Below are 25385 nucleotides of genomic sequence, written 5' to 3' on the forward strand. Positions count from 1 at the left end.
CGGCGCTCGGCCGGCCGGGCGGCGTCGCCGTGCCGCCGCGCGCTCAGCCGCCCCACGGCGGCGGCGGGGCCGCGACCGGTGCGCTCAGATCGAATTCGACCCGGAACAGACGTCCGGGCCGGGCGAGTTCGTAGACGAAGCGTTGCGGCGCGACTTCGAGCGCCCACACGTTGCCCAGAGAGACCTCGCGCCCGAGCCGGCGGAACAGCGCCTGGCTTTCGGCATCGACCGGGAACTCGTAGCGGCCGGCCGGCGTGCCGGCGCGCTGTTCGCCGCCGTACCGGGTCAACGCATCGGCGCTGCCGTCGCGGTGGCGGTGATCGTGCTTCAGCCGCAGGCGGCCGTCTGCGAGCACGTCGATCACCCAGGTGCGCGAGCGGTCTTCGCCGACCTGGAAGGGAATGCGGATCTCGCCGCTGCGGCAATCGCGCACGTGCATGACCAGGGACTTGCCGGCGAAGGGATCGTCGGCGCTGGCCGGCGTGTCGGCTACGACCCGGCCGGCATAGGCCTGGCCGCACAAGGCGCGCAGCGGCGCCAGCGGATCGGCGACGGCGATCGCCGTCGTTCCGGCGCCGGAAGCGGGCGGGCGCGGCGTCGGTCCGGCGCAGGCGGCGATGCCCAGGCCGAAGCTGAGGGCCAGGACGGAGGCAAGCGCGTCGCGGCGCGTGCGGGCGGAACGAATCAGGGAATGTGGGCGCATGCGTGCACGCTAGCCGCGGCGGCGTTGGCCGGCAATCGCGGCGGCCGGGCGCTCCGGCGGCGGACGGCCCGGCCGATGAGGCCTGTGGGACGGGTCTGGCGGGCGGGGCCTGAACGGGACCGGCGCCGGCGCGCATTGGCGCCGGCCGCGGTTTCCATGTCTAATGCGCACTGAAGCGGGGGTACCGCGGTCTTCGGATCGACGGTTGAGACAGTCCCTTCGAACCTGATGCGGTTGAGACCGCCGTAGGGAAGCTTCGCCGGACGCGCCGCGGGCGCGGCCGCGCGCGCCCGCTTCGTCCCGGCTCGAAAGAGCGAATCTCAGGACGAAAGCCATGAATGCGGTGCCCTCCGAACTGATCCAGCAAGCCGAGCAGCTCTCGGCCGACGTCACTCGCCCGATCCCCGGTTCGCGCAAGATCCACGTGCAAGGCTCGCGCGCGGACTTGCAGGTGCCGATGCGCGAAATCGCGCTGGCGCGCACGCCGACCATCTTCGGCGGCGAAGACAACGCGCCGCTGGCGGTGTACGACACCTCGGGCGCCTACACCGATCCGGCCGCCGCCATCGACCTCGCGCGCGGTCTGGCGCCGCTGCGCGCGGCCTGGATCGCCGAGCGCGGCGACACCGAGGCGCTGGCCGGCCTGTCGTCGGAGTTCGGCCGCAAGCGCGAACACGACCCCAAGCTGGCCCACGTGCGCTTCGGCAACCGGCCGCTGCCGCGGCGCGCGATCGCCGGCGCCAACGTGACCCAGATGCACTACGCGCGCCGCGGCATCGTCACCCCGGAAATGGAATACATCGCGATCCGCGAGAACCAGCGCCTGGAGGCGATCCGCGAGGCGCACCTGCTGAATCAGCATCCGGGCCACAGCTTCGGCGCCGACATCCAGAAGATCATCACCCCCGAATTCGTCCGCGACGAAGTCGCGCGCGGCCGCGCCATCATCCCCAACAACATCAACCACCCGGAAAGCGAGCCGATGATCATCGGCCGCAACTTCCTGACCAAGGTCAACGCCAACATCGGCAATTCGGCGGTGTCCTCCGGCATCGCCGAGGAAGTCGAGAAGCTGGTGTGGTCGATCCGCTGGGGCGCGGACACGGTCATGGATCTGTCCACCGGCAAGCACATCCACGAAACCCGCGAGTGGATCATCCGCAACTCGCCGGTGCCGATCGGCACGGTGCCGATCTACCAGGCGCTGGAGAAGGTCGACGGCCGCGCCGAAGAGCTCAACTGGGAGATCTTCCGCGACACCCTGATCGAACAGGCCGAGCAGGGCGTGGACTACTTCACCATCCACGCCGGCGTGCTGCTGCGCTACGTGCCGCTGACCGCCAAGCGCGTCACCGGCATCGTCTCGCGCGGCGGCTCGATCCTGGCCAAGTGGTGCCTGGCGCATCACAAGGAGAATTTCCTCTACACCCATTTCGAGGAAATCTGCGAAATCATGAAGGCCTACGACGTGGCCTTCTCGCTCGGCGACGGCCTGCGCCCGGGCTCGATCGCCGACGCCAACGACGCGGCCCAGTTCGGCGAGCTGGAAACCCTCGGCGAGCTGACCCAGATCGCCTGGAAGCACGACGTGCAGACCATGATCGAAGGCCCCGGCCACGTGCCGATGCAGCTGATCAAGGAAAACATGGACAAGCAGCTGGAGGTCTGCGGCGAAGCGCCGTTCTACACCCTCGGCCCGCTGACCACCGACATCGCCCCGGGCTACGACCACATCACCAGCGCGATCGGCGCGGCGATGATCGGCTGGTACGGCACCGCGATGCTGTGCTACGTGACGCCGAAGGAGCACTTGGGCCTGCCCAACAAGCACGACGTGCGCGAAGGCCTGATGGCCTACAAGATCGCCGCCCACGCCGCCGACCTGGCCAAGGGCCATCCGGGCGCGCAGGCGCGCGACAACGCGATGAGCAAGGCGCGCTTCGAGTTCCGCTGGGAAGACCAGTTCAACCTCGGCCTGGACCCGGAGCGGGCGCGCGAGTATCACGACGAGACCCTGCCCAAGGACGCGCACAAGGTCGCCCACTTCTGCTCGATGTGCGGCCCGCATTTCTGCTCGATGAAGATCACCCAGGACGTGCGCGACTACGCCAAGGAACACGGCGTCGACGAGCAGGCCGCGCTGGACGAGGGCATGGCCGAGAAGTCGGCCGAGTTCCGCGCCCAGGGCGCCGAGGTGTATCACCGCGCCTGAGGGCGCGCCGGGACGGAGGCATCGGACGTGCTGGATGCCTTCCGCCCCGGCTGCGGCGCGATGCATCGCCGCGCCTGAGGACGCGGCCGGCGGCCCCGGATGGCGCACAGACGCCGGCGACGCGGGGCAGGCTTGCCGCGGCCCCGGCTTTGGCCCCTACTATCCGCCGACTCCAGCCCGCGACCTCCCGGCTCCCCGCTCCATGGCCAGCTACGCTTCGCTCAAATGGCGCGCCCTCGCGCGCCGGCATCCGTCCGCCTTCCTGCTCGCGGCGCAACTGCTGAGCATGCTGGCCTATCCGCTGTTCGAGCCGGCCGGCGGCGGGCGCGTGGTGTTCGGCGCGTTCGGGGTGCTGGTGCTGGCGCTGGCGGTGTGGGTGGTCAACCGCAGCCCGGCGATCAAGTGGATCGCCTGGATCATCGCGATACCGGCGTTCGCGCTGTCGGTGCTGTCGGTGCTCTACGCCAGTCCGGTCCTGCTGGTGATGTCTTCGGCGCTGGAGGCGGCGCTGTACTTCTACGCCGCCGGCGCGTTGATCGCCTACATGATGAGCGACCACCGGGTCACCGCCGACGAACTGTTCGCCGCCGGGGCGACCTTCACCCTGCTGGCCTGGGGCTTCGCCTATGCTTTTCTGGTCTGCCAGGCTTGGTACCCGGGCAGCTTCGTCGGCGCCGAGCGCCCGGGCGAGCCGCGAACCTGGATCGAGCTGCTGTTCCTGAGCTTCACCAATCTGTCGGCGGTGGGCCTGGGCGATATCCTGCCGATGAGCCCGGCGGCGCGCGTACTGACCATGTTCGAGCAGTTCGCCGGGGTCGGTTACATCGCCGCGGTGGTGTCGCGCCTGATCAGCCTGACCATCCTGCGCCACGACCCGCGTTAAGCCGTTGGCGGGTTTTCTTACAGAAAAACACACACTTCCGGGCGCCTTTTGGAACGATACGTTTCGGCGCCTTCATGCTAGCCAGGCGTTTTCGCCCAGCCAAACCGATCCGCGCCGGCTTCCGGAGCGCTAGAATAGTGTGCTTGTGGTGCGCTTTTCCGATCGCGCCACCGCGCCATGCCGGATCTGTCGGTTTGTCGTTCGGCCGCCCATGCGTTCAGGCACATGACTGGCGGTGGGCGAGTGCGCACCATCAGCAGGATTCATGCCCCGAGTTCACGAGCCATCGATGCCGCCTTTGCCCGCAGAGCACCTGCGGGTCGGCGATTGCCTGGTCGACATCCCCTTGCGCGAGATCCGCGCACCGGGGGCGCGTCGTCCGCGCCGGATCACGCCCAAATCCATGGGCGTGCTGCTGGTGCTGGTCGAGCACGCCGATCGGGTGGTCAGCCGCGACGCGCTGCTGGCCGAGGTCTGGCCGGACACCCTGCCGACCGACGACGTGGTGACCCAGGCCATCACCCAGCTGCGCAAGGCCTTCGACGAAGACCGCGGCAATCCGCGCTACATCGAGACCATCGCCAAGAACGGCTACCGCCTGCTGGCGCGAGTGGAATGGCTGCAGCCCGAAGGCGCGCCCGCGCCCGCCGGCGACAGCGCGGCCGCTGCGCCGCCGGCCGCTGTCGACGCTGCGGCGGCGACTGCGACTGCGACGGCCTCCGGCTACGCCGCCCGCTCCGCGGCCGAGCGGCTGGAGCCCATCCCGCCGTTGCCGGGCAGTGCCCGGCCGCGCGGCAACTGGCGCTCGATACTCGGGGTGATCGCGGCGGTGATCGGCCTGGTGGCCGGCCTGGTCTGGTGGTCGCTGGCGCGCCAGCCGAACCTGCAAGCGGCGCTGCCGACCGCCGACCCGGCACGGGTCGCGGCCAATACCGCGCGCGCCTATCGCCTGATCACCTCGATGCCGGGCTTCGAACTGTCGCCGACGCTGTCGCCCGACGCGGCGATGGTCGCTTATGTCGCCATTCCGGAAGGCCAGCGCGGCACTGCGATCCTGGTCCAGACCACCGACCAGACCCCGCCGCGGCAGCTGACCCAGCCCAGCGGCCTGGCCGAGGACAGCGCCCCGGCCTGGTCGCCGGACGGGCGCTCGATCGCCTTCCTGCGGGTCGAGCCGGGCGTGTCGTGCCGGATCCTGATGATCGCCGCCAACGGCGGCGCCGAGCGCGAGCTCGGCGACTGCGACTCGCGCAGCCCGCCGACCTTCGATTGGACCCCCGACGGGCGCGGCCTGATCTTCGGCAGCATGTGGACGTCGCAGGGCACGGTCGGCATGCGCGTGCTCGACTTGGCCAGCGGCGAATGGCGCGCGGTGCCCTACGACCCGGGCGTCGGCAATCTGGACCTGTGGCCGCGCTTCTCGCCGGACGGGCGCTGGCTGGTGTTCGTGCGCAACAACCCGCAGGGCGACTTCTGGCGCCTGCCGGCCGAGGGCGGCACCCCCGAGCGGCTGAGCAAGCTCGGCGCTGACGTGCGCGGCTGGGACTGGCTGCCGGACAGCCGCGGCCTGCTGTTCGGGCGCATGATCGACGGCGATACGCGCATGTTCCGCCTCGATCTCGACGGCGGCCAGGCCCGCGACCTCGGCATCGAGTCGGCCCAGGCGCCGGCGGTGGCGGCGGCGCGGCCGGCGGCGGCCTTCGTCCAGCGCAAACCTTACTTCGGCCTGTTCCGGGTCGTGCTGGGCGACACCTCCCAGGGTGCGGTGCACGTGGTCGACCCGCTGTTCCCCTCGTCGGCGCGCGACATCCTGCCGACGGTGGCCCCGGACGGGCGTCAGATCGTGTTCGCCTCCGACCGCTCCGGCAGCACCCATCTGTGGTGGGCCGACCTGGACCAGCCCGACTCGCTGCGCATGTTGCAGGGGGTGCTGCCCAACATCCGCTATGCGCCGTCGTGGTCGGACGACAGCCAGCACCTGACCGTGGTCGGCACCGACGCCGAAGGCCGCAACGCCTTGTACGAAATCGTTCCGACGAGCGGCAAGGTGACCCGTCTGCCGGCGCCGGTGGCCGAACCGCTGCAGGTGGTGCAGCTGCCGGACCCGAACCAGCTGCTGGTCTTGGTCGGCGGCAACGACGGCCGCATGCAGGCGCAATTGTTCGACCGCCGCCGCGCACCCTGGCGTCGGATCGCCACTTTGCCGGACGTGTCCCAGCTCCGGCTCGACCGGGCCCAGGCGCGGCTGCTGTTCACTCGCCAGACCGAGGCCGGCCTGTGGCAGGTCGATCTGCAGTTGTCTCCGACCAGCGTGCGACGCATCGATGCCAATGAGCCGGTCTCCGATCGCTATCGGCTGTGGGATGTCGCCGCCGGCACCGGCGAGCTGCGCTACCTCGATCAACAGCCGACCTGCCTGTCGCTGCTGCGCCGGGTCGCCGACCCGAGTGCGCCGCCATCGGTGCTGTGCCTGGACCAAAGCCGGCGTTCGGCGATCAACGGCTTCAGCCTGAGTCCGCGCGGCGACACGGTCTATCTGGCCCTGGCCAAGTGGGACGGCGCTGATATCGGTTACATGGATCTGCCCGAAGAGCCGAAGACCTTCGTTCCGGGCTGGCTCAACTGATTGATTTGGCAGTAAATTTGGCTTTCGGAAAAGCTTCGGTTGTGACCTCGTTCCGAATTCGCCTAACTCTCCGTCAAATTTCCGGCAGGGCGGTCCTTGCTCAGGCAAATAAAAACCTCATTCCCCGCAAATGAGGTGGACCAATGGAGCAAGCATTGTGGGCGGATCGCGGACAGCTGTTGCAGCTGGACGCGCAGGATCCCGCCGCCCAGGCCAGTTGCGTCGGCGTCTCGCGTCTCGGCAGCGCGCAGCTGGCCGGGGCTCATTTTTCGATCTGGGTCCAGCTGCGCGGCAGCTCCTGGGTCGAAGCCAAGGAAGGTAAGTTCCGCTTGAAGCGCGGCGACTGGATCGCGTTCGAGCGCGACTCCAAGCCGGTGCTGCAGGCCGACCGTTACGGCGTCTGCATCGGCCTGAACCTGACCGGCGAAGCGATCAAGGCCATGGCCCGCCTGGCCGACTGCACCCTGTACTCCGGCCGCGGCCGCATGAGCGTGCACGACGCCCGCATCGCCTTGCGCCTGTGGCGCCAGGCCCATGCCCGCAACGGCGAGGCCGACACCGGTTTCGACCTGAACGCCCTGCGCCCGATCCTGCTGCACCTGGCCGGCGTCCAGCGCGAGCTGACCGCGCGTATCCAGCGTTGCCCGGGTCGTTCGCGCAGCCGCAAGCGCCAAGTGTTCGGCCGTCTGCAGCGCGCCCGCCTGTACCTGGAAGGCAACTGCGACCGGGTGGTGCGGATCAGCGAACTGGCCGAGCTGACCAGCTTCTCCAGCTGGTACTTCTCCAAGACCTTCCACAGCCTGTACGAGGAGAGCCCGCAGGCCGCCTCGGCGCGGATGCGTCTGGAGCACGCGGCCGATCTGCTCGAGAACACCTCGATGATGATCGGCGAGGTCGCGGCCGCCAGCGGTTTCGACAACTGCTGCAGCTTCGCCCGTGCGTTCCGCGCCCGTTTCGGCACCTCGGCGACCCGCTACCGCAGCGCCGCGGCCACCGCCAAGCAGGAGGCGGCCAAGCCCCAGCCCGCGCCGGTCGTGGCGATGGTGCGCAAGCTCGCGGCCTGATCGCCGCCGCAACGTTTCAGCCGTTCGTTCAACGCCAGCACGCTTTACCGCAACGCCAGCAACACGACTCCCCCAAGTCGCAGACCGTCTGAAGCCGTCCCCGTGACGCCATAGCCCCGCCGAAGTTTCGACGCGCGATACGCGCGATCGAAACTTCGGCGCCGCGCAAGCCGGCCGCTCGGCCCGGCCGATCGCACTTCCCGAGCGCGCTCTCCGAACCCGAACTCGACCCGTTGCGCGCGCAAACGCGTTCGCGTGCGCAGCGCGTGCGCGTGGGCCTGCCTGCGCGATGGGGGCCGCTGCGCGCAGGCGCGCATATATATGCACGCGCGCGAATATCGCGGCGTCGCCAAACCGAGCATGAACGAAAGCGGCGCGCGGCGATCGCGGATGCGGCGGCATTTGCCGAATGCGGCCGATGCGCATCCGAAATCGTTCCAGGTGCCGGCCCGGCGCGATACGAAGGCGCGCCGCGAGCCGCGCGAAGCGACGCGCCGACCGAATGCGCACGCTTGCCGCATGCGTGCTGCGGCGATGTTCTACGTTCGCGCAGCGCGGCGTCCAAGCGCGCAATCGCCAAACACAATGCAACGTGAACGTCGCTGCGATTGCGAATGCAGGCGCGAAACCGCAATGCGATGACATCTTTGCGCTTGCTTTTTTCATGTGCGTTCGCGTGCGTCCGCGACGACTCACTCAGCAAATTCTCTCAACGTCAGCCGCAAAGCAGTCTCGGCGCACGGGCCGTACTTTTGCGAGGCGTTTTAACACGCCTATAACGAGATTACTGGAGAGAGATAGATGAACCATCGCAGTCTGCGCCTCGAGGCGCGGTCCGGCCTGCTGCCGACCGCCATCGCCGCGGCGTTAGTGTCGGCTCTGGTCCCGGCGGTTGCCGGCGCTCAGGAAGCCGATGCCTCCAAGAGCACCACCACCCTCGACCGCATCGAAGTCACCGGTTCGCGCATCCGCCAGGCCAACCTGGAAACCGCGCAGCCGGTGGTCACCATGTCGCGCGCCGACATCCAGAAGCAGGGCTTCACCAGCGTCGCCGACATCGTCCAGAACATCACCGCTTCGGGCTCGCCGGCGATCTCGCGTGCCGACGCGCTGTCCTCGGGCGAAGAAGTCGGTGGCCAGTACGTCGACCTGCGCAACCTCGGTCCGGAGCGCACCCTGGTCCTGATCGACGGCAAGCGCATGGGCATCAGCTCGGCCGGCTACTCCGACCTGGCCTCGATCCCGAGCTCGATCGTCGAGCGCATCGAAGTGCTGACCGACGGCGCCTCGGCGCTGTACGGCTCGGACGCCATCGCCGGCGTGATCAACATCATCACCCGCAAGCGTTTCGACGGCCTGGAAGCCAGCGCCTACCTCGGCCAGTACGGCCAGGGCGACGGCAACAAGGAGATCTACAACTTCGTCATCGGCCAGACCGGCGAGCGCGGTTCGATCACCCTCGGCGCCGAGTACAGCAAGGAAGACCCGGTCCTGGCCAAGGACCGCAGCTTCACCCGTTACCCGAACGGCAAGGGCCACCCGGTTCCGGACCTCGACGCCAACGGCGACTACCGCGACAACGGTTGGAGCAACATCTCGCGCAACGGCATCCTGGTCCGCGACAGCGGCGACCTGACCGCGCTGCCGGGCCGCACCACCACCGGTTCGCAGGCCGACTTCCGCGCCTACAACCCGCTCACCGACGCCACCAACACCAACGAGCAGATGTACCTGCAGACGGGTCTGGAGCGTCGCTCGGTGTTCGCCAACGCCGAGTTCGACATCACCGACAACCTGCGCGCCAAGGCCGACGTCCTGTACACGGACCGCGAAGCCACCCAGCAGATCGCCGGCTACCCGTTCCGTTCGTTCGGCTTCCGCCGCTATGACGGCGACCTGTCGCTGTCGGGCGACAGCGCGTTCAACCCGTTCAAGGGCGAGAACGTCGACTACATCCGCCGTACCTGGGAAATGCCGCGTCAGACCAAGTCCGAGCTGACCACCTACCGCTTCAGCGCGGGCCTGGAAGGTTCGTTCGAACTGGCCGGCAAGCCGTGGGACTGGGACGTGGGCTACATCTACAACCAGAACAAGGGCAGCAAGACCGGCACCGGCAACCTGTTCCTGCCGAACGTGGCTAAGGCCGTCGGCCCGTCGTTCATCGACGCCGCCGGCGTGGCCCACTGCGGCACCCCGGGCGCGGTGATCGCCAGCTGCGTGCCGTGGAACCCGCTGCTCGGCTACGGCCAGACCGGCCCGGGCTCGCTGACCAACAACCCGGAACTGCAGAAGTACCTGTTCCTGCCGACCCACGACCGTTCGGAAACCGAAACCCAGGTCTACAGCCTGAACCTGAGCGGCGTGCTGGCTTCGCTGCCGGCCGGCGACCTCGGCCTGGCCGTGGGTTACGAGCACCGCAAGGAAACCGCGCGTTACGAACCCGATGCGCTGCTGCAGTCGGGCCTGAGCTCGGACCTCGCCGGCGCGATGACCGAAGGCGGCTACAAGCTCGACGAGTTCTACGCCGAACTCAGCGTGCCGGTGCTGGCCGACGTCGCCTTCGCCAAGGAACTGTCGTTCAACATCGCCGGCCGTTACTCGGACTACGACACCTTCGGCGACACCACCAACGGCAAGTTCAGCCTGAAGTGGAAGCCGATCGACGACCTGCTGATCCGCGGCACCTACGCGACGGGCTTCCGCGCCCCGACCGTGGCCGACCTGTACGGCGGCACCAACGAGACCTTCGACAACTACACCGACCCGTGCGACACCTCGTTCGGCGCCGCTGTGCGTAACCCGCAGGTCGCCGCTCGCTGCGCGGCCGTGGTGCCGGCGAACTTCCGCCAGGCCGCTTCGGGCGGTCCGGCGACCGGTCCGAACGCGCAGTCGAATTCGGCTTTCGAGTCGGGCTCCAACCCGCTGCTGAAGCCGGAAACCTCGAAGTCGACCACCATCGGTTTCGTCTACAGCCCGAGCTTCGTCGGCGGTCTGGACATCAGCCTGGACTGGTGGAAGATCAAGATCGAAGACGTGATCGCGGCCGAGACCGTGACCTCGCTGCTCAACAACTGCTACGTGCTGGGCATCCAGTCGGCGTGCAGCCGCTTCGAGCGCAGCGGCGACGCCGACGATCTGGGCCAAGTGGTCGACGTGACCCGTACCCTGATCAACGGCGGCTACCAGGAAACGGCCGGTTACGACCTCGGCGTCGCCTACCGTCTGACCGATACCCGCTTCGGTAACTTCACGTTCAACTGGAAGACCAGCTACGTGGACTACCTGGAGTACAAGCGCGACAGCGAATCGACCACCCCGGTCGAGCAGAAGACCAGCTGGGCCATCGACGGCACGGCCAACTTCCGCGTCCGTTCGAACTTCAACACCGATTGGCAGTACGGCGATTTCGGTGCGACCTGGAACGTGCGTTACTACTCGGGTCTGAAGGAAGACTGCGCGTACGACACCGCCGGCGGTCCGGAGTGCGGCAACCCGAACTACGCTTCGGCTTACCGCGGTCAGCAGCCGGTGCGCGAAGTGGGCGCCAACACGTTCCACGACGTCCAGGTCCGTTACAACACCCCGTGGAACGCCACGGTGGCCCTGGGCGCCAACAACGTGTTCGACCACCAGGGTCAGACCATGTACAGCCAGCCGAACAGCAGCTTCGTCTACAACGGCAGCTTCGACATCGGTCGCTTCGTGTACATGAAGTACACCCAGCGCTTCTGATCTGAGCGTCAGCGTCGAAAACTACGGCCCCTTTTGGGGCCGTAGTTTTTTGGGATTTGGGATTTGGGATCGGCGAGGGCGGGCGGCACCGCTCTTGTAGGAGCGGCGTGAGCCGCGACCGAGGTCCGACGAACCGCCCATCCGCAACGAACTACAAGGGCCGCTCCGAAAGCGGCCTTTTTCACGCCATGCCGGACCGACGGACTGCGCAACGCGCTCCTCTTTCCCGTCCACGCGTTCCGGCTCATCCGCGTCGCGCCGCCACCCGGAATCGTCTATGGTGTGGACACACCCCAAGCGTCGGTAGAGCACCCAGGCTCAACCCGGAGACCGGACATGGCGCTCAAGCGGATGGACAACGTGGGGATCGTCGTCGAGGACCTGACGGGGGCGATCGACTTCTTTCGCGAACTGGGCCTGGAGCTGGAAGGGCGGGCCACGATCGAAGGCGAATGGGCCGGACGGGTCACCGGGCTGGTCGATCAGCGGGTCGAGATCGCCATGATGCGCACCCCGGACGGACACGGCCGGCTCGAGCTTTGCCGCTATCTCGCCCCGCCGGTCGTCGCGGATCACCGCACGGCTCCGGTCAATGCCCTGGGCTACCTGCGGGTCATGTTCGCCGTCGACGACATCGACGAGACGCTCGCACGGCTCCGCGCGCGCGGCGCGCAATTGGTCGGCGACGTGGTCCAGTACCAGGACACGTATCGGCTCTGCTACATCCGCGGCCCCGAGGGATTGCTGATCGGGCTGGCCGAAGAGCTGCGCTGAGCGCGAACCAGCAAAAAGGCCGCCCGGAGGCGGCCTTTCTGCATCGAATCGACCGGGCGCGACGGGTTCTTCGGCCGCCGTCGCGTCGCTCAGAACTTCGGCTTGTCTTCCTCGGCCGCGTAGCGCTCGATCGCCTCGACCAGGATCTTCTTGGCCTCTTCGGCATTGCCCCAACCGTCGAGCTTGACCCACTTGCCCTTCTCCAGGTCCTTGTAGTGCTCGAAGAAGTGGCCGATGCGCTCCAGCCAGTGCGGGCTGACCTTGTCGATGTCGTGGATGTGGCTGTAGCCGGCGAAGACCTTGTCGACCGGCACCGCCAGCAGCTTTTCGTCGCTGCCGGCTTCGTCGGACATCTTCAGCACGCCGACCGGACGGCAGCGGATCACCGAGCCGGGGATCAGCGGCAGCGGCAGGATCACCAGCACGTCCGCCGGGTCGCCGTCGCCGCAGACGGTGTGGGGGACGTAGCCGTAGTTGCAGGGATAACGCATCGGGGTCGAGAGGATGCGGTCGACGAAGATCGCGCCGGAGGCCTTGTCGACCTCGTACTTCACCGGCTCGGCGTCCTTCGGGATTTCGATGATGACGTTGATTTCGTGCGGCGGATTCTTGCCGGTGGAAACGTGATCCAGACCCATGATGCTCCGACTCCTGGCGGGCCCGCGGCGGGGGCGGCGGGCACGGTGATGAAAAGAAAGGGTGGGGCATTCTACGCGGCCGGGTGTTGCGATGCAGCAGGGGGCTCGGAGTCGGCAGGGCCGCCCGCCGCGACGCCCACTTCGCGCGGAATTGTCGAACTACCGCGAAGCAGCCGCCTTCGGCGCCGAACGGCGCCCCGGCGAACCGGTCCGAGGGGCTCGCCGGCCTCGGTCCGGTCGGGCCGCCAATAAGCGCCAAGCGCCCGTCCAAGGTTCCGAAACGGCCGGCCCCGGGCTGCGCTTGAGCTCGGCCGGGGTCGTGGCTATACGGATATAGATCGATCTAAATCCGGGGGGCGGAATGGACTGGGGAGCGCAGGCGCTGCATGAGGTGATCGGCTTCTTCGGCCTGGGGGCGTTGCTGGAGCTGGTGGCCGCCGACGGCTACCGCGCCCTGCTCAGCGCCGAAGGCGTCAAGGCGCTGCTGTACCCGGTGATCCCGTTTCTGCTGGTCTACGAGCTGGCGCGGGCGCTGGTCCAGCGCAGGTTCAAGCTCGAAGACTACCGGGTCCCGTTCCTGACCCTGGTCGCCAACCGGCTGATCGGCGCGCTGCTGAGTTTCGGCATGGTCGCCGCGTGCATCGCGCTGTTCCAGCCGTACGCGCCGTTCCAGGCGGAGCCGAGCTGGTACGGCCTGATCTACGGCTATGTGGTGTGGGAGTTCGCCCACTTCGTCTACCACTACCTCGCGCACAAGGTGCGGCTGTTGTGGTGCCTGCACTCGACCCATCACGCCCCGACCGCGATGAACCTGTCGGTCAACTACGCCCACCTGTTCCTGGAGGCGCCGTACGCCGACATCGTGCGCACCACGATCTGCATCCTGGCCGGGGTCAGCCCGCCGCTGCTGTTGCTGATCATGTTCATCGACGGATTCTGGGGGCAGTTCATCCACCTGGGCGAACACGCGTTGCGCGATGGGCGGCTGGGCCGGCTGCACCGCTGGGTCCTCACCCCGGCGCACCATCGCGTGCACCATGCGCGCAATCCGCTGTACATGGATACCAACTTCTGCAACCTGCTCAATATCTGGGATCGCGCATTCGGCACCTACCAGCCGCAGCGCGAGGACATAAGCATCGAGTACGGCATCACCCGGCCGATGTGGCCCGGCAGTTTTCTCGACGCCTACCTCGGCGAGTTCGTCGCGTTGGCGCGCGACGTGATCGCCGCGCCCGGCCTGGGCAACAAGCTGCGCTATCTGTTGATGCCGCCAGGATGGAGTCACGACGGCCGCTACAAGACGGCATTGGAAAGCAAGCGCGATTGGCTGGCGCAACGGCAGGAGGCGGCATGAGGCGCGCATCCGCAGCATGGATTGTGGCCTGCGCTGCGCTCACGGCCGTACCCTGCGCACCGGCGGCGCCTAACCTGGCCTTGGGCCGGCCGGCCACCGGATCGCCGGTCTGCAAGCCCGGCGAGGAGCCCGGCAAGGCCGTCGACGGCCGGCTCAGCAGCAAGACCGAACACAAGTTCTGCACCTTGCAACGGCCAGGCCGGTTGCAGGTGGACCTGCAATCGCGGCGGCCGGTGCGCGAGTTCGTGCTCAAGCACGCCGCGGCCGGCGGCGAACCGGCGGCGATGAACACCCGCGCCTACGCGCTTTCGCTGTCCGACGACGGCGAGCGCTGGCGCGAGGTCGTGCAGGTGCGCGACAACCGGCAAGGGGTGCGCACCCATGTCATCGCGCCGACCTGGGCGCGCTACGTGCGCCTGGACGTCCATCAGCCGGCGCAGGACCCGGCGGACCCGGCCACGCGCATCTACGAGCTGGAGGTGCGCTGAGCAGGGCGCAACGGATCGCGACATCGCAGCGAAGGCGGCCTCCCGCGTTGCGTGCGTTTCTCCTCGGCATCGACGACGACGGCGGCCGCAGCCGCCGTCGTCGTCCGGGTTCGGGTGCGCTTTACTCGACCGTCACTTCGACCCGCCGGGCCTCTCTGGCGTCGCCGCTGCCGGTGGTGACCGCCGGCTTGTCGAGCGCGATGCGTCCGGCGACGATGCCCTGGCTTTCCAACCAGGCCTGCACGGCTTGCGCGCGCTGCTTGGCCAGTTCGGCATTGGTCGCGGCGCTGCCGCTGGTGTCGTGGAAGCCGGAGATGCGCGCCTTGCGCTCGGGCTCGGCCTTGAGCGCGGCGACCACGCCGGCCAGTTCGGCGGCGGCATCGGCCGGCGGTGTCGCCGAGCCCACGTCGAAGTACAGCTTGGCGTTGCGCGAGTCGGCGCCGGCGCTCGCGTCCGCGCTCGCCGCCGGCTCGCCGGACGCGGGCGCCGCCGTGTCGGCGGCGGCATCGCCCGGCGTCGGCGCCGGTTCGCCGGTGGCCGCGGCCACGGCCGAACTGGTGCCGTGGGTCGCCGTGGCGGCATCGCCGGCCGTGCCGGCGACCGGCAACAGCGGCACCAGCAACAGGGCGACGATGTTGATGATCTTGATCAGCGGATTGATCGCCGGGCCGGCGGTGTCCTTGTACGGATCGCCGACGGTATCGCCGGTGACCGCGGCCTTGTGCGCCTCCGAGCCCTTGCCGCCGTGATGGCCGTCCTCGATGTACTTCTTGGCGTTGTCCCAGGCGCCGCCGCCGGTGGTCATGGAAATGGCCACGAACAGGCCGGTGACGATGGTGCCGATCAGCAGGCCGCCCAGCGCCTTGGGCCCGAGCAGCAGGCCGACGATCACCGGCACCGCGACCGGCAGCAACGAGGGCAGGATCATTTCCTTGATCGCCGACTTGGTCAGCATGTCGACCGCCTTGTCGTACTGCGGCTTGCCGGTGCCCTCCATGATCCCGGCGATCTCGCGGAACTGGCGCCGCACTTCCTCGACCACCGCGCCGGCGGCGCGGCCGACCGCTTCCATCGCCATCGCGCCGAACAGGTAGGGAATCAGGCCGCCGATCAGCAGGCCGATGATGACCATGTGGTCGGATAGGTCGAACGCGAACGTATGTCCGGGGTGCGCGGTGTGCAGGTTGTGGGTGTAGTCGGCGAACAGCACCAGCGCGGCCAGCGCCGCCGAGCCGATCGCATAGCCCTTGGTCACCGCCTTGGTGGTGTTGCCGACCGCGTCGAGCGGGTCGGTCACGTCGCGCACCTCCGACGGCAGTTCCGCCATTTCGGCGATGCCGCCGGCGTTGTCGGTGATCGGGCCGTAGGCGTCGAGGGCGACGATCATGCCGGCCATCGACAGCATCGAGGTCGCGGCGATGGCGATGCCGTACAGGCCGCCGAACGCATAGGACGCGTAGATCGCCACGCACACTGCGATCACCGGCAAGGCGGTGGACTTCATCGATACGCCGAGGCCGGCGATGATGTTGGTGCCGTGGCCGGTGGTCGAAGCGGCGGCGACGTGCTTGACCGGGCCGTACTGGGTGCCGGTGTAGTACTCGGTGATCCAGACGATCGCGCCGGTCAGGATCAGGCCGATCAGGGCGCAGACATAGAGGTTGGTCGCGCCGTACTTGGCGTCGCGCATCATTTCGGCGGTGATCGGATAGAACGCGATCGCCGCCAGCACCGCCGAGACGATCACGCCCTTGTACAGCGCGCCCATGATCGAGCCGCCGCGGCCGTTATTGGAATCGCCCACCTTGACGAAGAACGTGCCGATGATCGAAGCGATGATCGACACGCCGCCCAGCACCAGCGGATACAGCACGCCGTGGCGGCCGATGTCGGCCGCCATCAGGCCGCCGAGCAGCATGGTCGCGATCACCGTGACCGCGTAGGTCTCGAACAGGTCGGCGGCCATGCCGGCGCAGTCGCCGACGTTGTCGCCGACGTTGTCGGCGATCACCGCCGGGTTGCGCGGATCGTCCTCGGGAATGCCGGCTTCGACCTTGCCGACCAGGTCGGCGCCGACGTCGGCGCCCTTGGTGAAAATACCGCCGCCGAGGCGGGCGAAGATCGAGATCAGCGAGGAGCCGAACGCCAGGCCGACCAGCGCATGCAGCGCCTTTTCGCCGAGGATGCCGAAATGGCCGAGCGCGGCGTAGTAGCCGGCGACGCCGAGCAGGCCGAGGCCGACCACCAGCATGCCGGTGATCGCACCGCCGCGGAACGCCACGTCCATCGCCGGGCCCATGCCCTTGCGCGCGGCTTCGGCGGTGCGCACGTTGGCGCGCACCGACACGTTCATGCCGATGTAGCCCGCCGCGCCGGACAGCACCGCGCCGAGCAGGAAACCGATCGCGGTCGGCCAATTGAGGAACAGTCCGATCACCACGAACAAGACCGCGCCGGCCACGCCGATGGTGGTGTATTGGCGGTTGAGATAGGCGCGTGCGCCTTCCTGGATCGCGCCGGCGATCTCCTGCATGCGTTGGTTGCCGGCGGGTTGTGCGCTGATCCAGCGCGCGGAGACGATACCGTAGAGGATCGCGATGACGGCGCAGCCCAGCGCCAAGGTCAAACCGTACTGCTCCAGCATGAACCCCTCCCCGAACGTAGAAGTGGACATCACGGGACAACAGGTCGATCGGTTTTGCCGCGGGCTGCGCGTGGGGCGATTCCGCGGATCGCGTGTTGCGCTGCAGGTGCTGCATTGCAGCGACGCCGTGTTGCGGACACGGCGTCGTAGCGACTATGGCATAGGGGCCGGTAGGGCGAAACCTCGCCGCGCGCGGTGCGCCGCCGAGCGCACGCGAGCGGCTGCGACCCCAGTCACGGATCGGCTGCGCCGCTGTGCCGTTGCGCGGGTGCCTGCGCGCGCTGCGCAGGCGCGCGCGCCGGTGTGCCGGACAAGCGCGGATCGATCCGCCGATGCGCGCGCGGACGATCGCATGGCGGGACGTCTCGCGGCATGTGCGCGCGCAGCCCGCCCAGGCCGGGCGCGGCGCCTGCCGATCGGAGCGCGCCCGGGCGGCCGGGACCGGTTCAGCCGCTGCGTGCCAGTCTGCCCCGGCCTGAACGAATGGCCTGAACAGAACGGAGCCGACGATGCGACGCGTGCTGATCGCTTCCCTGCTATGCACCGGCCTGGCCGGCGGCGCGCATGCCGCCGCCGACCCGGTCCCTGAAATCAAACGCGCGCCGATACCGGCGCAAGCGGCCGGGCGCGTGCACACCCTGCGCCAGATCCCCGAGGCCTGCGCGCGCATCGAGGGCCTGTTCACCGGCCAGGCGGCCGAGCCCTACAAGTTCGCGGTCGTGCGCACCAGCCCGACCTGCCAGCCGCGCGCGCGTTTCGTCGATGCGGCCAAGGCGCAGCCGTCGGAACAGGCGGGCTGGACGTTCAACGATCTGATCCGGGTGCCGAACGCGGCCTGCCCGCAGCAGCAGGCGGTGTTGCGGATCTGGCGCAAGCCGGCCGCGGCCGCGCCGCCGCGATTGGACGCGCAGGGCCGTTCGCGCCTGTACTTGCAGGACGAGAAGCAGAAGGCCGGCGCCGCCCAGCTCGCCGCGATTCCGATGTTCGCCGCCTCGATGAGCGTGGAAGGCAAGGCCTGCGGCGCCTGAACCCGTCCGAGCGCGCGGCCCGGCCGCGCGGCGTCCGGCGCAGAAACCGCGCGCTACCCTCGCGCAAGAATGCGCGCAAAAGAAAGGGGCCGCGAATGCGGCCCCTGTCTCGTTCGTCGCGGCGTCCGCTTACTTGGACGGCCGGCAGTCGCTGATCACCGCCGTGCGGGTATTGCTCTGGTACTCGGCGAAGGTGCCGGTCAGATCGATCTTGTCGCCTTCGCGCAGGCTCAGCGCATGGCCGCGCTGGTCCTTGGCCATGACGCACATGATGCGGGTGTAGAACAGCTTGGTCGACTCGCTCTGCACGTAGCCCGGCAGCAGCGACGGGGTCATGTCGTAGAACACTTCCATGCCGCGGCTGCTCGGCTCGGAACCGGCGAAGTAGCCGCTGATGCGGTAGGTCTTGCCCTTGAAGCGGGCGTCGATCAGGCCGGCGTTGTCCTTCACCGTCTGGCCGACCTGGTCGCCGAGCTTGATCGCCGAGATCGTGATCGGCTTGGCGCCCACGCTCTTGGTCGCCGGCGCCTTACCGGGCTTGAGCTGGTACAGCATCTTGCACATCGAGGTCTTGATCGAGTCCGCGTTGGCCAGCGAGCCGCGGCGGGTCTTGAGCAGCATCTTGGTCAAACCGCCCGGCGCAGCGGTGAAGTACACCTGCAGGCCGCGATGGGCCACGTTCGGCGAGACTTCCAGCAACATCGCGCCGGACTCGGCGTTCTCGTCGATGATGTTCATGCCGTCTTCGAGCGCGATGTTGTGCATCTGCGCGATCGCGCTGGGCACGCCCAGGCCGGGCACGGTCAGCGTGGTGGAATACTCGGTGCCCTTGAGCGGGTTGCCGGTTTTGGTGAAGTTGTCCTCGCACTGGCCGGCCAGGGCCGAGGTGGAGGGAAGCAACAGGGCGAACAGCGTCAGCAACTTGCCTTTCACGAAGGCCTCCTTGTAAGTCGAAACGGCATCCGTGCGTCCCGCCATCATTCGCATGAACGCGCGCGCCGGCAGATTGCCGCAATCGCCGGGTCGAATCAACGGTTTTTGAGATGGACGAATGTGCTTATGCGCCGAAGCTCCGACGCAGCGCACACCTTGTCATCGTTCGTTCGCACGCGATGTGTGCCTGAACGGACGCCGGACCGGCGTCCGCCGCGGCACGGTTCAGCAACCCGGCTCGTCCTCATAGCGCCGCTGCATTTCCTCCGGCGTCACCTGCTCGATGCTGTGGCCGATGTTCCAGCGATGGCCGAACGGGTCGATCACGGTGCCGGAGCGTTCGCCGTAGAAATGATCGCGCGGCGCCATCGCCAGCCGCGCGCCGGCGGCCACGGCGCGCGCGACCACATCGTCGGCGTCGTCGACATGCAGGTGCAGGCTGTGGCTGTGGCCGCGCGCAGGATCGGGCCGGCGCACGTCGATCTCGGGGAACTCCTCGCACAGCATCAAGGTGGCGCCGGCGAAATCCAGTTCGACGTGGCCCACGCGCCCGCCGGGCTCGACCAGGCGGAATTTCTCGGTGGCGCCGAACACGCCGCAGTAGAACTCGACCGCAGCGCGTGCGTCGGCGACGCACAGATAGGGGAACAGTTCGTGCACGGCCATGGCGGGCTCCGGAGGCGGGAAAGTCGGGGGATCGACGGTAGGCGCAGGTTAGGGCCGTGCGCGGCGGGCGGATTGGACGAAATTGACCGCGGCGTTTCCGGAGCGCCGGTTCAGCCGATCGGCAGATGATGCGGCGAGCGCACCCGGGCGGCGACATAGCGCCCCGGGCTGACTCCGGCGAACTCGCCGAATTCCCGGATCAGATGCGATTGGTCGGCATAGCCGGCATCCAGGGCCAGCCCGGCCCAGTCCGGATCGGGCAGCGCGCTCAGGCGTTCGAGCAGGCGGCGGAAGCGCTGCACCCGCGCGTAGCGTTTCGGCGACAGGCCGGTGGCGTCGCGGAAAGCGGCGATGAAATGGCGATGGCTGCGTCCGGCGCCGGCCGCCATCGCCGCCACCGCTGCCGGTTCGCGCTGCAGGGTGCGCGCGGCCAGGGCGATCTGCGGATCGAGGCCGCGCGCCCCGCGCAGGCGTCGGAGCAGGAAGCGTTCGAACAGCGCCTGGCGGCGCTGCGGATCGGGGCAGGCGGCGAGTTGTTGGTACAGGGACTCGGCCCGGCTGCCCCACAGCTCGCGCAGATCGACGTGCTGGCCGGCCAGCTCGGCCGCCGACACGCCGAACAAGGCCAGCGCCGCGCCGGGCCGCAGTACGGCGCCGACCGAAGCCGCGGGCCGGGACAGGTCCTTGATGCAATAGCCGCTGCGCACGCCGGCCACGATCGCTGGGCCGAAGTCGCGGCCGCGCATGTCGCCGGCGTCGGCGTACAGGCGCAGGGGCGGACCGTCCAGGCGCACCGCCAGATGCATCGCGCCGCTGGGCAGGCCGTGTTCGCGCGCGCCCGGCTCCGGCCGGTGCGGACGCGCGCACGACCACACCTGCGCCACCCAGGGCCGCAAGGGCGCGGGCACCGGCGCGGTCGGTGCCGGCGGTTTCACAGGCTCGGCCCCGGCGGCAGCTGCGCCTGCCGGCAATGGGCGCTGGAGCCGCCGGTCTGGTAATCGCGCACCCGGCCGTCGCGGACCAGGAAATGCACCGAGCAGCGCGCGGACGACGCGCCGCCGTCGGCGGCGATCACGTAGTCCAGCCAACGCGCGTCGGCCTCGTCGCGATAGGCCTTGGGCTCGCCCCAGGTGCCGACCAGCAACTGCACCGGCGCCTCGATCCATTGCTCCAGGGCCGGCGCCGGCGTCTGCGCGCGCCGCTCGGCCTGGCGCGCGGCCTGCGCGGCCTGCTCGCTCGCGTCGCGCTCCTGCGCCTGCAGATTGCTGCGCAGTTGTTCCATGCTGCTGGACAGCTGGCTGATGGCTTGGTCGATCTTCTGTTCCTGGGCCTGCACCGCGGCCTCGCTGCGGTCGCCGGTGTAGGGCGGGCGGCGGCCGTCGGGCCATTGCTCGGCCCAAGTCCGGTCGACCGCATCGAGCAGGCCGATCGGCTGCGACAGGACCTGCATGCCGTGCGCGGCGTCGCGCGCGGCGGGCTCGCAGGCGAAACGCTGCGCCTGCTGCAGCCAGCCGGCGGAGGCGGGCGCCCAGTCCCGGGCCGGCAGGGGCCGGCGGGTGTCGTTGCGCAGGTGGGCCTCGCCGGCGATCACCCGCACCCGGCCGGCCGCGCAGTCGATCTGAAGCTCGTGGATCAGCTTGTCCGGGGCGTCGCGGTGCTCGCGCACCTCGATCAGTTGCAGCGCGCGCGGCGCCGCGGCACGCGCGGCCTCGACCGCGTCGGGGCCGCGCTCGAACAGCAGCTGGGTCTGCTCTTCCAGCGTCAGCGCCGGCTCGACCGAGCCGGCGTCGGCGTAGATCAGGCTGCGCTTGGGCTTGGCGCCTTCGCGGTGGATCACGTAGCCCTCGCCGGCGAGGGCCGGGGCGGCGATCAGCGCCAGCGCGAGGGCGGCAGTCCAGGGCAAGCGCGGGCAGAACGTTCCGGATTCCATTCGAACGGTTCCTGAGGGGCGACGGAGGGGCTGGGGGCGCTCAGTCCTGGTAAGGCGGCAGCTTGGGCTTCACCGCGACATTCTTCAGCGTCACGTACTTGGGCAGGCCGTCGCGGCCGTACGGCGGCGGCGCCTCGCCGCGGATCAGCGGCTCCAGGTAGCGGCGGGCGGCGGCGGTGATGCCGTAGCCGTCCTTGCGGACGAAACCGGCCGGCATCTTCTTCTCGTGGTTGGCGACCTTGTCCAATGCGACCGGCTCGATCTTCCAGCGGTACGGCGCCTGCGAGGTGCGCACGATCGCCGGCATCACCGCATTGCGGCCCTTCAGCGCCAGCTCGACCGCGGCCTTGCCGACCGCGCGGGCCTGATCGACATCGGTCTTGGAGGCCAGGTGGCGGGCCGAGCGCTGCAGGTAGTCGGGCAGGGTCCAGTGGACCTTGTAGCCCAACGCGTCCTTGACCCGCCCGGCCAGGTGCGAGGCGACCCCGCCCAACTGGGTGTGGCCGAAGGAGTCCTTGCCGCCGCCGGCGTCGGCGACGAAGCGTCCGTCGGCGGTCTGGATGCCCTCGCTGGCGACCACCACGCAGTAGCCGACCCGCTCGACCGTGGCCTTCACCTTGGCGAAGAAGTCGGCCTCGTCGAACGGCCGCTCGGGGAACAGGATCAGGTGCGGGGCGGCGTCCGGGCCGTCCCCGGCCAGGCCGGCGGCGGCGGCCAGCCAGCCGGCATGGCGGCCCATGGCCTCGTAGACGAACACCTTGGTCGAGGTCTCGGCCATCGCCGCCACGTCCAGCGCGGCCTCGCGCACCGAGACCGCGGTGTACTTGGCGGCCGAGCCGAAGCCCGGGCAGCAGTCGGTCACCGCCAGGTCGTTGTCGACCGTCTTGGGCACCCCCACGCAGGTCAGCGGATAGCCGAATTCGGCGGCCAGGCGCGAGACCTTGAGCGCGGTGTCGGCCGAATCGTTGCCGCCGTTGTAGAGGAACCAGCGCACGTCGTGGGCCTGCAGCACCGCCAGCAGGCGCTCGTAGCGGGCCCGGTCGGCCTCCAGCGACTTGAGCTTGAGCCGGCAGGAGCCGAAGGCGCCGCCGGGGGTATGGCCGAGGGCGCGGATCGCCGCCGCCGACTCCTTGGAGGTGTCGATCAGTTCCTCGCGCAGGGCGCCGAGGATGCCGTTGCGGGCGGCCAGGACCTTCACCTTGCGGGCCCGGGCGGTCTCGATGACCGCCGCGGCGGTGGCGTTGATGACGGCGGTCACGCCGCCGGACTGTGCGTACAGCAGGGTTCCTTGGGGCATGGGGATTCCAGAGATTTGCGCCGGAGTGCGGTAAGCTGGCCGCAATCTTTCGCCCGGCGGGTGGTCGGCAGCTTCCGAGTGTAGCGCCGCCCCGCGAGCAGGCCAGCCTGGGGCTGGCCCGGGCCTGGTCCGGCGCGCCGCGCCGGGCGCGGTTTCATGTGTCTTAGGAGCGATGTTGATGCGATTGGTACTTCTGGGCGCGCCGGGTTCCGGCAAGGGCACTCAGGCTGCGCGGCTCAAGGAGCATCTGCAGGTGCCGCATATTTCCACCGGCGACCTGCTGCGCGCCGAAGTCGCGGCCGGCACCAAGCTCGGCCTGGAGGCCAAGGCGGTGATGGACGCCGGCAACCTGGTCAGCGACGAGATCCTGCTCGGCATGCTCGAGGACCGTTTCTCGCGTCCCGATACCGCCGGCGGCTTCATCCTCGACGGCTACCCGCGCAACCTGGCCCAGGCCGATGCGCTGGACGTGCTGCTGAAGAAGATCGGCCAGCCGATGGACTTCGCGGTCCAGCTCGAGGTGCCGACCGAACTGCTGGTCGACCGCATCGCCGGCCGCGCCGCCGCCCAGGGCCGCCCCGACGACAGCCCGGACGCCGTGCGCACCCGCCTGAAGGTCTACGACGACGTGACCGCGCCGGTGATCGAGTACTACCGCCAGCACGGCCGGCTGACCGTGGTCGACGGCGTGGGTTCGCTCGACGACGTGTTCACCCGCATCATCGAAGCGCTGGAACCGGCGCCGACGGTGGGCTGAGCCGCTTCGCTCCCTCTCCCGTCGGCGGGAGAGGGCTGGGGCGTGGGCCGCGAGCGGCCGCCCGCTCCGTTCGTTCGAATCCAGATCCCGGTATTGAAGGCCCAGGCGCGTCGGTAGGATGGTTTCGTCGTCGGCCGTTTGCGCGTGCCCTCACCCATCCCGCTCCCGCCAGCGGGAGCGGGGAGTCGGTGCCAGCGGGAGTCGCTTGGTCGAGCATTCGCAAACTCTTTTGGAAACTCGGATCTTGAAGCTCCATATCTTGGGCATCGCCGGTACGTTCATGGGCGGCGTCGCCGCGCTCGCGCGCGAACTCGGCCACGACGTGGAAGGCAGCGACCAGGCGGTGTATCCGCCGATGTCGACCCAGCTCGAGCAGCTCGGCATCGTCCTGAGCCAGGGCTACCGCCCCGAAAACATCTCGCCGGATTGCGACGAAGTCGTGGTCGGCAACGCGCTTTCGCGCGGCAATGCCGCGGTCGAACAGGTGCTCGACGACGGCCGCCGCTACACCTCCGGCGCGCAGTGGCTGTCCGAGCGGGTCCTGCCGGGCCGCGACACGCTCGCGGTCGCCGGCACCCACGGCAAGACCACTACCACCACCATCCTGACCTGGCTGCTGGAAGCCGCCGGTCGCCGGCCGGGCTTCCTGATCGGCGGCGTGGCCGAGGACTTCGGCGTGTCGGCAAGGGTCGGGTCGGGGCGCGAGTTCGTGGTCGAGGCCGACGAGTACGACACCGCGTTCTTCGACAAGCGCAGCAAGTTCGTCCACTACCGGCCGCTGGTGGCGATCCTCAACAACCTGGAATACGACCACGCCGACATCTTTCCCGATGTCGCCGCGATCCAGCGCCAGTTCCACCATTTGGTGCGCACCGTGCCGCGCCGCGGCCGCCTGATCGTCAACGGCGAGGACGCGCGCCTGGCCGAAGTGCTGGCGATGGGCTGCTGGACCCCGGTCGAACGCTTCGGCCTCGACGCCGGCGACGGCGCGGCGTTCGATTGGAGCGCGCGCCTGATCCACCAGGACGGCAGCGCGTTCGCCGTGCTGCACCAGGGACGCGAGATCGGCGAAGTGCATTGGCCGCTGCTCGGCCGCCACAACGTCATGAACGCCCTGGCCGCCCTGGCCGCCGCCCACGCGGTCGGCGTCGAAGTCGCCACGGTGCTGCCGGCGCTGGCCCGCTTCCGCAGCGTCAAGCGGCGCCTGGAAGTGATCGGCGAGGCCGGCGGCGTCACCGTCTACGACGACTTCGCCCACCATCCGACCGCGATCGCGACCACCCTGTCCGGGCTGCGCGCCCGGGTCGGCGCGGCGCGGATCGTGGTGGCGATGGAGCCGCGCAGCAATTCCATGCGCCTGGGCGCGCACGCCGAGGCGCTGGCGCCGTCGCTGGACGGCGCCGACGCGGTGGTGTTCCTGCATCGCCCCGAGTTGGCCTGGGACGCCGGCAAGGTCGTCGCCGGCCTGCGCGGCGAAGGCGTCGCGGTGGCCGATGCCGATGCCTTGATCGCCGCGCTGCGCGAACGCGTGCGCAGCGGCGACCACGTGGTGTTCATGTCCAACGGCGGGTTCGACGGCGCGCCGCGCCGCTTCTTCGCCGCCCTGCGCGACGCCCGCACGGGCTGAGCCCTTGTGCCGGCCGCGCCGCGGCC

20 protein-coding genes, 1 pseudogene and 1 riboswitch are annotated in these 25385 nt (G+C 69.3%); of the genes and pseudogenes, 12 read left to right on the top strand and 9 right to left on the bottom strand.

Features of this window, described 5'->3' with window-relative positions:
* Positions 1–43: 43 nt before the first annotated feature.
* Positions 44–703: a hypothetical protein gene (locus tag TX83_RS13350; protein ID WP_064748451.1), complete on the bottom strand. Its 660-nt coding sequence runs from the start codon at positions 701–703 to the stop codon at positions 44–46.
* A 167-nt stretch (positions 704–870) separates the two neighbouring features.
* Positions 871–973, top strand: a riboswitch (TPP riboswitch).
* Between the two features lie 64 nt (positions 974–1037).
* On the opposite strand from TX83_RS13350, the gene thiC reads away from it, so the two are divergent.
* The 7 genes from thiC (at position 1038) to TX83_RS13380 (ending at position 11994) form a co-directional block, all read left to right on the top strand.
* A complete protein-coding gene (gene thiC / locus TX83_RS13355; RefSeq protein ID WP_064748452.1) occupies positions 1038–2915 on the top strand; it encodes a phosphomethylpyrimidine synthase ThiC in 1878 nt (625 codons plus the stop codon).
* Between the two features lie 202 nt (positions 2916–3117).
* Complete coding sequence (locus TX83_RS13360; RefSeq protein ID WP_064748453.1) at positions 3118–3798, top strand: ion channel; 681 nt, start codon at positions 3118–3120, stop codon at positions 3796–3798.
* A gap of 289 nt (positions 3799–4087) precedes the next feature.
* Positions 4088–6424, top strand: coding sequence for a winged helix-turn-helix domain-containing protein (locus tag TX83_RS13365; RefSeq protein WP_186442595.1), 2337 nt, complete (start codon positions 4088–4090; stop codon positions 6422–6424).
* 143 nt (positions 6425–6567) lie between these two features.
* The gene (locus TX83_RS13370) at positions 6568–7488 is read left to right on the top strand and encodes a helix-turn-helix domain-containing protein (RefSeq protein ID WP_064748455.1); all 921 of its coding nucleotides are present in this window, start codon (positions 6568–6570) and stop codon (positions 7486–7488) included.
* Positions 7489–7809: 321 nt separating this feature from the next.
* The gene (locus TX83_RS22825) at positions 7810–8130 is read left to right on the top strand and encodes a hypothetical protein (protein ID WP_141233501.1); all 321 of its coding nucleotides are present in this window, start codon (positions 7810–7812) and stop codon (positions 8128–8130) included.
* A gap of 159 nt (positions 8131–8289) precedes the next feature.
* Complete coding sequence (locus TX83_RS13375) at positions 8290–11220, top strand: TonB-dependent receptor plug domain-containing protein (RefSeq protein WP_064748456.1); 2931 nt, start codon at positions 8290–8292, stop codon at positions 11218–11220.
* Between the two features lie 336 nt (positions 11221–11556).
* Positions 11557–11994, top strand: coding sequence for a VOC family protein (locus TX83_RS13380; protein WP_064748457.1), 438 nt, complete (start codon positions 11557–11559; stop codon positions 11992–11994).
* Between the two features lie 89 nt (positions 11995–12083).
* Here TX83_RS13380 and ppa read toward each other — a convergent pair whose 3' ends face one another.
* A complete protein-coding gene (gene ppa / locus TX83_RS13385) occupies positions 12084–12632 on the bottom strand; it encodes an inorganic diphosphatase (RefSeq protein ID WP_064748458.1) in 549 nt (182 codons plus the stop codon).
* A 361-nt stretch (positions 12633–12993) separates the two neighbouring features.
* Here ppa and TX83_RS13390 point away from each other — a divergent pair, with 361 nt between their 5' ends.
* Entirely contained in the window at positions 12994–13989 is a 996-nt protein-coding gene (locus TX83_RS13390; RefSeq protein WP_064748459.1) for a sterol desaturase family protein, read from the top strand.
* Between the two features lie 80 nt (positions 13990–14069).
* On the top strand, positions 14070–14477 hold the full coding sequence (locus TX83_RS13395; protein ID WP_064748460.1) for a discoidin domain-containing protein: 408 nt from the start codon (positions 14070–14072) through the stop codon (positions 14475–14477).
* A gap of 121 nt (positions 14478–14598) precedes the next feature.
* Here TX83_RS13395 and TX83_RS23910 read toward each other — a convergent pair whose 3' ends face one another.
* On the bottom strand, positions 14599–15093 hold the full coding sequence (locus TX83_RS23910) for an OmpA family protein (protein ID WP_261370131.1): 495 nt from the start codon (positions 15091–15093) through the stop codon (positions 14599–14601).
* A pseudogene (locus TX83_RS13400) lies at positions 15082–17121 on the bottom strand (sodium-translocating pyrophosphatase); the annotation flags it as partial. The pseudogene TX83_RS13400 and the gene TX83_RS23910, both read right to left, overlap by 12 nt.
* A 509-nt stretch (positions 17122–17630) precedes the next feature.
* Here TX83_RS13400 and TX83_RS13405 point away from each other — a divergent pair.
* On the top strand, positions 17631–18149 hold the full coding sequence (locus TX83_RS13405) for a hypothetical protein (RefSeq protein ID WP_064748462.1): 519 nt from the start codon (positions 17631–17633) through the stop codon (positions 18147–18149).
* Positions 18150–18278: 129 nt separating this feature from the next.
* Here TX83_RS13405 and TX83_RS13410 read toward each other — a convergent pair whose 3' ends face one another.
* The 5 genes from TX83_RS13410 to TX83_RS13430 all read right to left on the bottom strand — a co-directional run bounded on the left by TX83_RS13410 (position 18279) and on the right by TX83_RS13430 (position 22975).
* Positions 18279–19082: a hypothetical protein gene (locus tag TX83_RS13410; RefSeq protein WP_141233502.1), complete on the bottom strand. Its 804-nt coding sequence runs from the start codon at positions 19080–19082 to the stop codon at positions 18279–18281.
* 225 nt (positions 19083–19307) lie between these two features.
* Complete coding sequence (locus TX83_RS13415; RefSeq protein WP_064748464.1) at positions 19308–19748, bottom strand: VOC family protein; 441 nt, start codon at positions 19746–19748, stop codon at positions 19308–19310.
* A 110-nt stretch (positions 19749–19858) separates the two neighbouring features.
* Complete coding sequence (locus TX83_RS13420) at positions 19859–20656, bottom strand: helix-turn-helix domain-containing protein (RefSeq protein WP_141233503.1); 798 nt, start codon at positions 20654–20656, stop codon at positions 19859–19861.
* A gap of 23 nt (positions 20657–20679) precedes the next feature.
* A complete protein-coding gene (locus TX83_RS13425) occupies positions 20680–21678 on the bottom strand; it encodes a hypothetical protein (RefSeq protein WP_141233504.1) in 999 nt (332 codons plus the stop codon).
* A 40-nt stretch (positions 21679–21718) separates the two neighbouring features.
* Complete coding sequence (locus tag TX83_RS13430) at positions 21719–22975, bottom strand: 6-phosphofructokinase (RefSeq protein WP_064748467.1); 1257 nt, start codon at positions 22973–22975, stop codon at positions 21719–21721.
* A gap of 178 nt (positions 22976–23153) precedes the next feature.
* Here TX83_RS13430 and TX83_RS13435 point away from each other — a divergent pair, with 178 nt between their 5' ends.
* Together TX83_RS13435 and mpl are read left to right on the top strand one after the other, a co-directional pair.
* Positions 23154–23732 (top strand): adenylate kinase, encoded by a 579-nt coding sequence (locus TX83_RS13435; protein ID WP_064748477.1) that lies wholly within the window; start codon positions 23154–23156, stop codon positions 23730–23732.
* A gap of 241 nt (positions 23733–23973) precedes the next feature.
* On the top strand, positions 23974–25359 hold the full coding sequence (mpl, locus tag TX83_RS13440) for a UDP-N-acetylmuramate:L-alanyl-gamma-D-glutamyl-meso-diaminopimelate ligase (protein WP_064748478.1): 1386 nt from the start codon (positions 23974–23976) through the stop codon (positions 25357–25359).
* Positions 25360–25385 lie beyond the last annotated feature (26 nt).

The sequence above is a fragment of the Lysobacter antibioticus HS124 genome (assembly GCF_000336385.2).
Taxonomy (GTDB): Bacteria; Pseudomonadota; Gammaproteobacteria; order Xanthomonadales; family Xanthomonadaceae; genus Lysobacter; species Lysobacter firmicutimachus.

Coding starts and splice junctions, on each gene's coding strand:
- TX83_RS13375 (WP_064748456.1), top strand. CDS start 8,290: ATGAACCATCGCAGTCTGCGCCTCGAGGCGCGGTCCGGCCTGCTGCCG.
- TX83_RS13435 (WP_064748477.1), top strand. CDS start 23,154: ATGCGATTGGTACTTCTGGGCGCGCCGGGTTCCGGCAAGGGCACTCAG.
- ppa (WP_064748458.1), bottom strand. CDS start 12,632: ATGGGTCTGGATCACGTTTCCACCGGCAAGAATCCGCCGCACGAAATC.
- TX83_RS13360 (WP_064748453.1), top strand. CDS start 3,118: ATGGCCAGCTACGCTTCGCTCAAATGGCGCGCCCTCGCGCGCCGGCAT.
- TX83_RS13380 (WP_064748457.1), top strand. CDS start 11,557: ATGGCGCTCAAGCGGATGGACAACGTGGGGATCGTCGTCGAGGACCTG.
- TX83_RS13425 (WP_141233504.1), bottom strand. CDS start 21,678: ATGGAATCCGGAACGTTCTGCCCGCGCTTGCCCTGGACTGCCGCCCTC.
- TX83_RS13415 (WP_064748464.1), bottom strand. CDS start 19,748: ATGGCCGTGCACGAACTGTTCCCCTATCTGTGCGTCGCCGACGCACGC.
- TX83_RS13370 (WP_064748455.1), top strand. CDS start 6,568: ATGGAGCAAGCATTGTGGGCGGATCGCGGACAGCTGTTGCAGCTGGAC.
- TX83_RS22825 (WP_141233501.1), top strand. CDS start 7,810: ATGCACGCGCGCGAATATCGCGGCGTCGCCAAACCGAGCATGAACGAA.
- TX83_RS13350 (WP_064748451.1), bottom strand. CDS start 703: ATGCGCCCACATTCCCTGATTCGTTCCGCCCGCACGCGCCGCGACGCG.
- thiC (WP_064748452.1), top strand. CDS start 1,038: ATGAATGCGGTGCCCTCCGAACTGATCCAGCAAGCCGAGCAGCTCTCG.
- TX83_RS13390 (WP_064748459.1), top strand. CDS start 12,994: ATGGACTGGGGAGCGCAGGCGCTGCATGAGGTGATCGGCTTCTTCGGC.
- TX83_RS13405 (WP_064748462.1), top strand. CDS start 17,631: ATGCGACGCGTGCTGATCGCTTCCCTGCTATGCACCGGCCTGGCCGGC.
- TX83_RS13430 (WP_064748467.1), bottom strand. CDS start 22,975: ATGCCCCAAGGAACCCTGCTGTACGCACAGTCCGGCGGCGTGACCGCC.
- TX83_RS13365 (WP_186442595.1), top strand. CDS start 4,088: ATGCCGCCTTTGCCCGCAGAGCACCTGCGGGTCGGCGATTGCCTGGTC.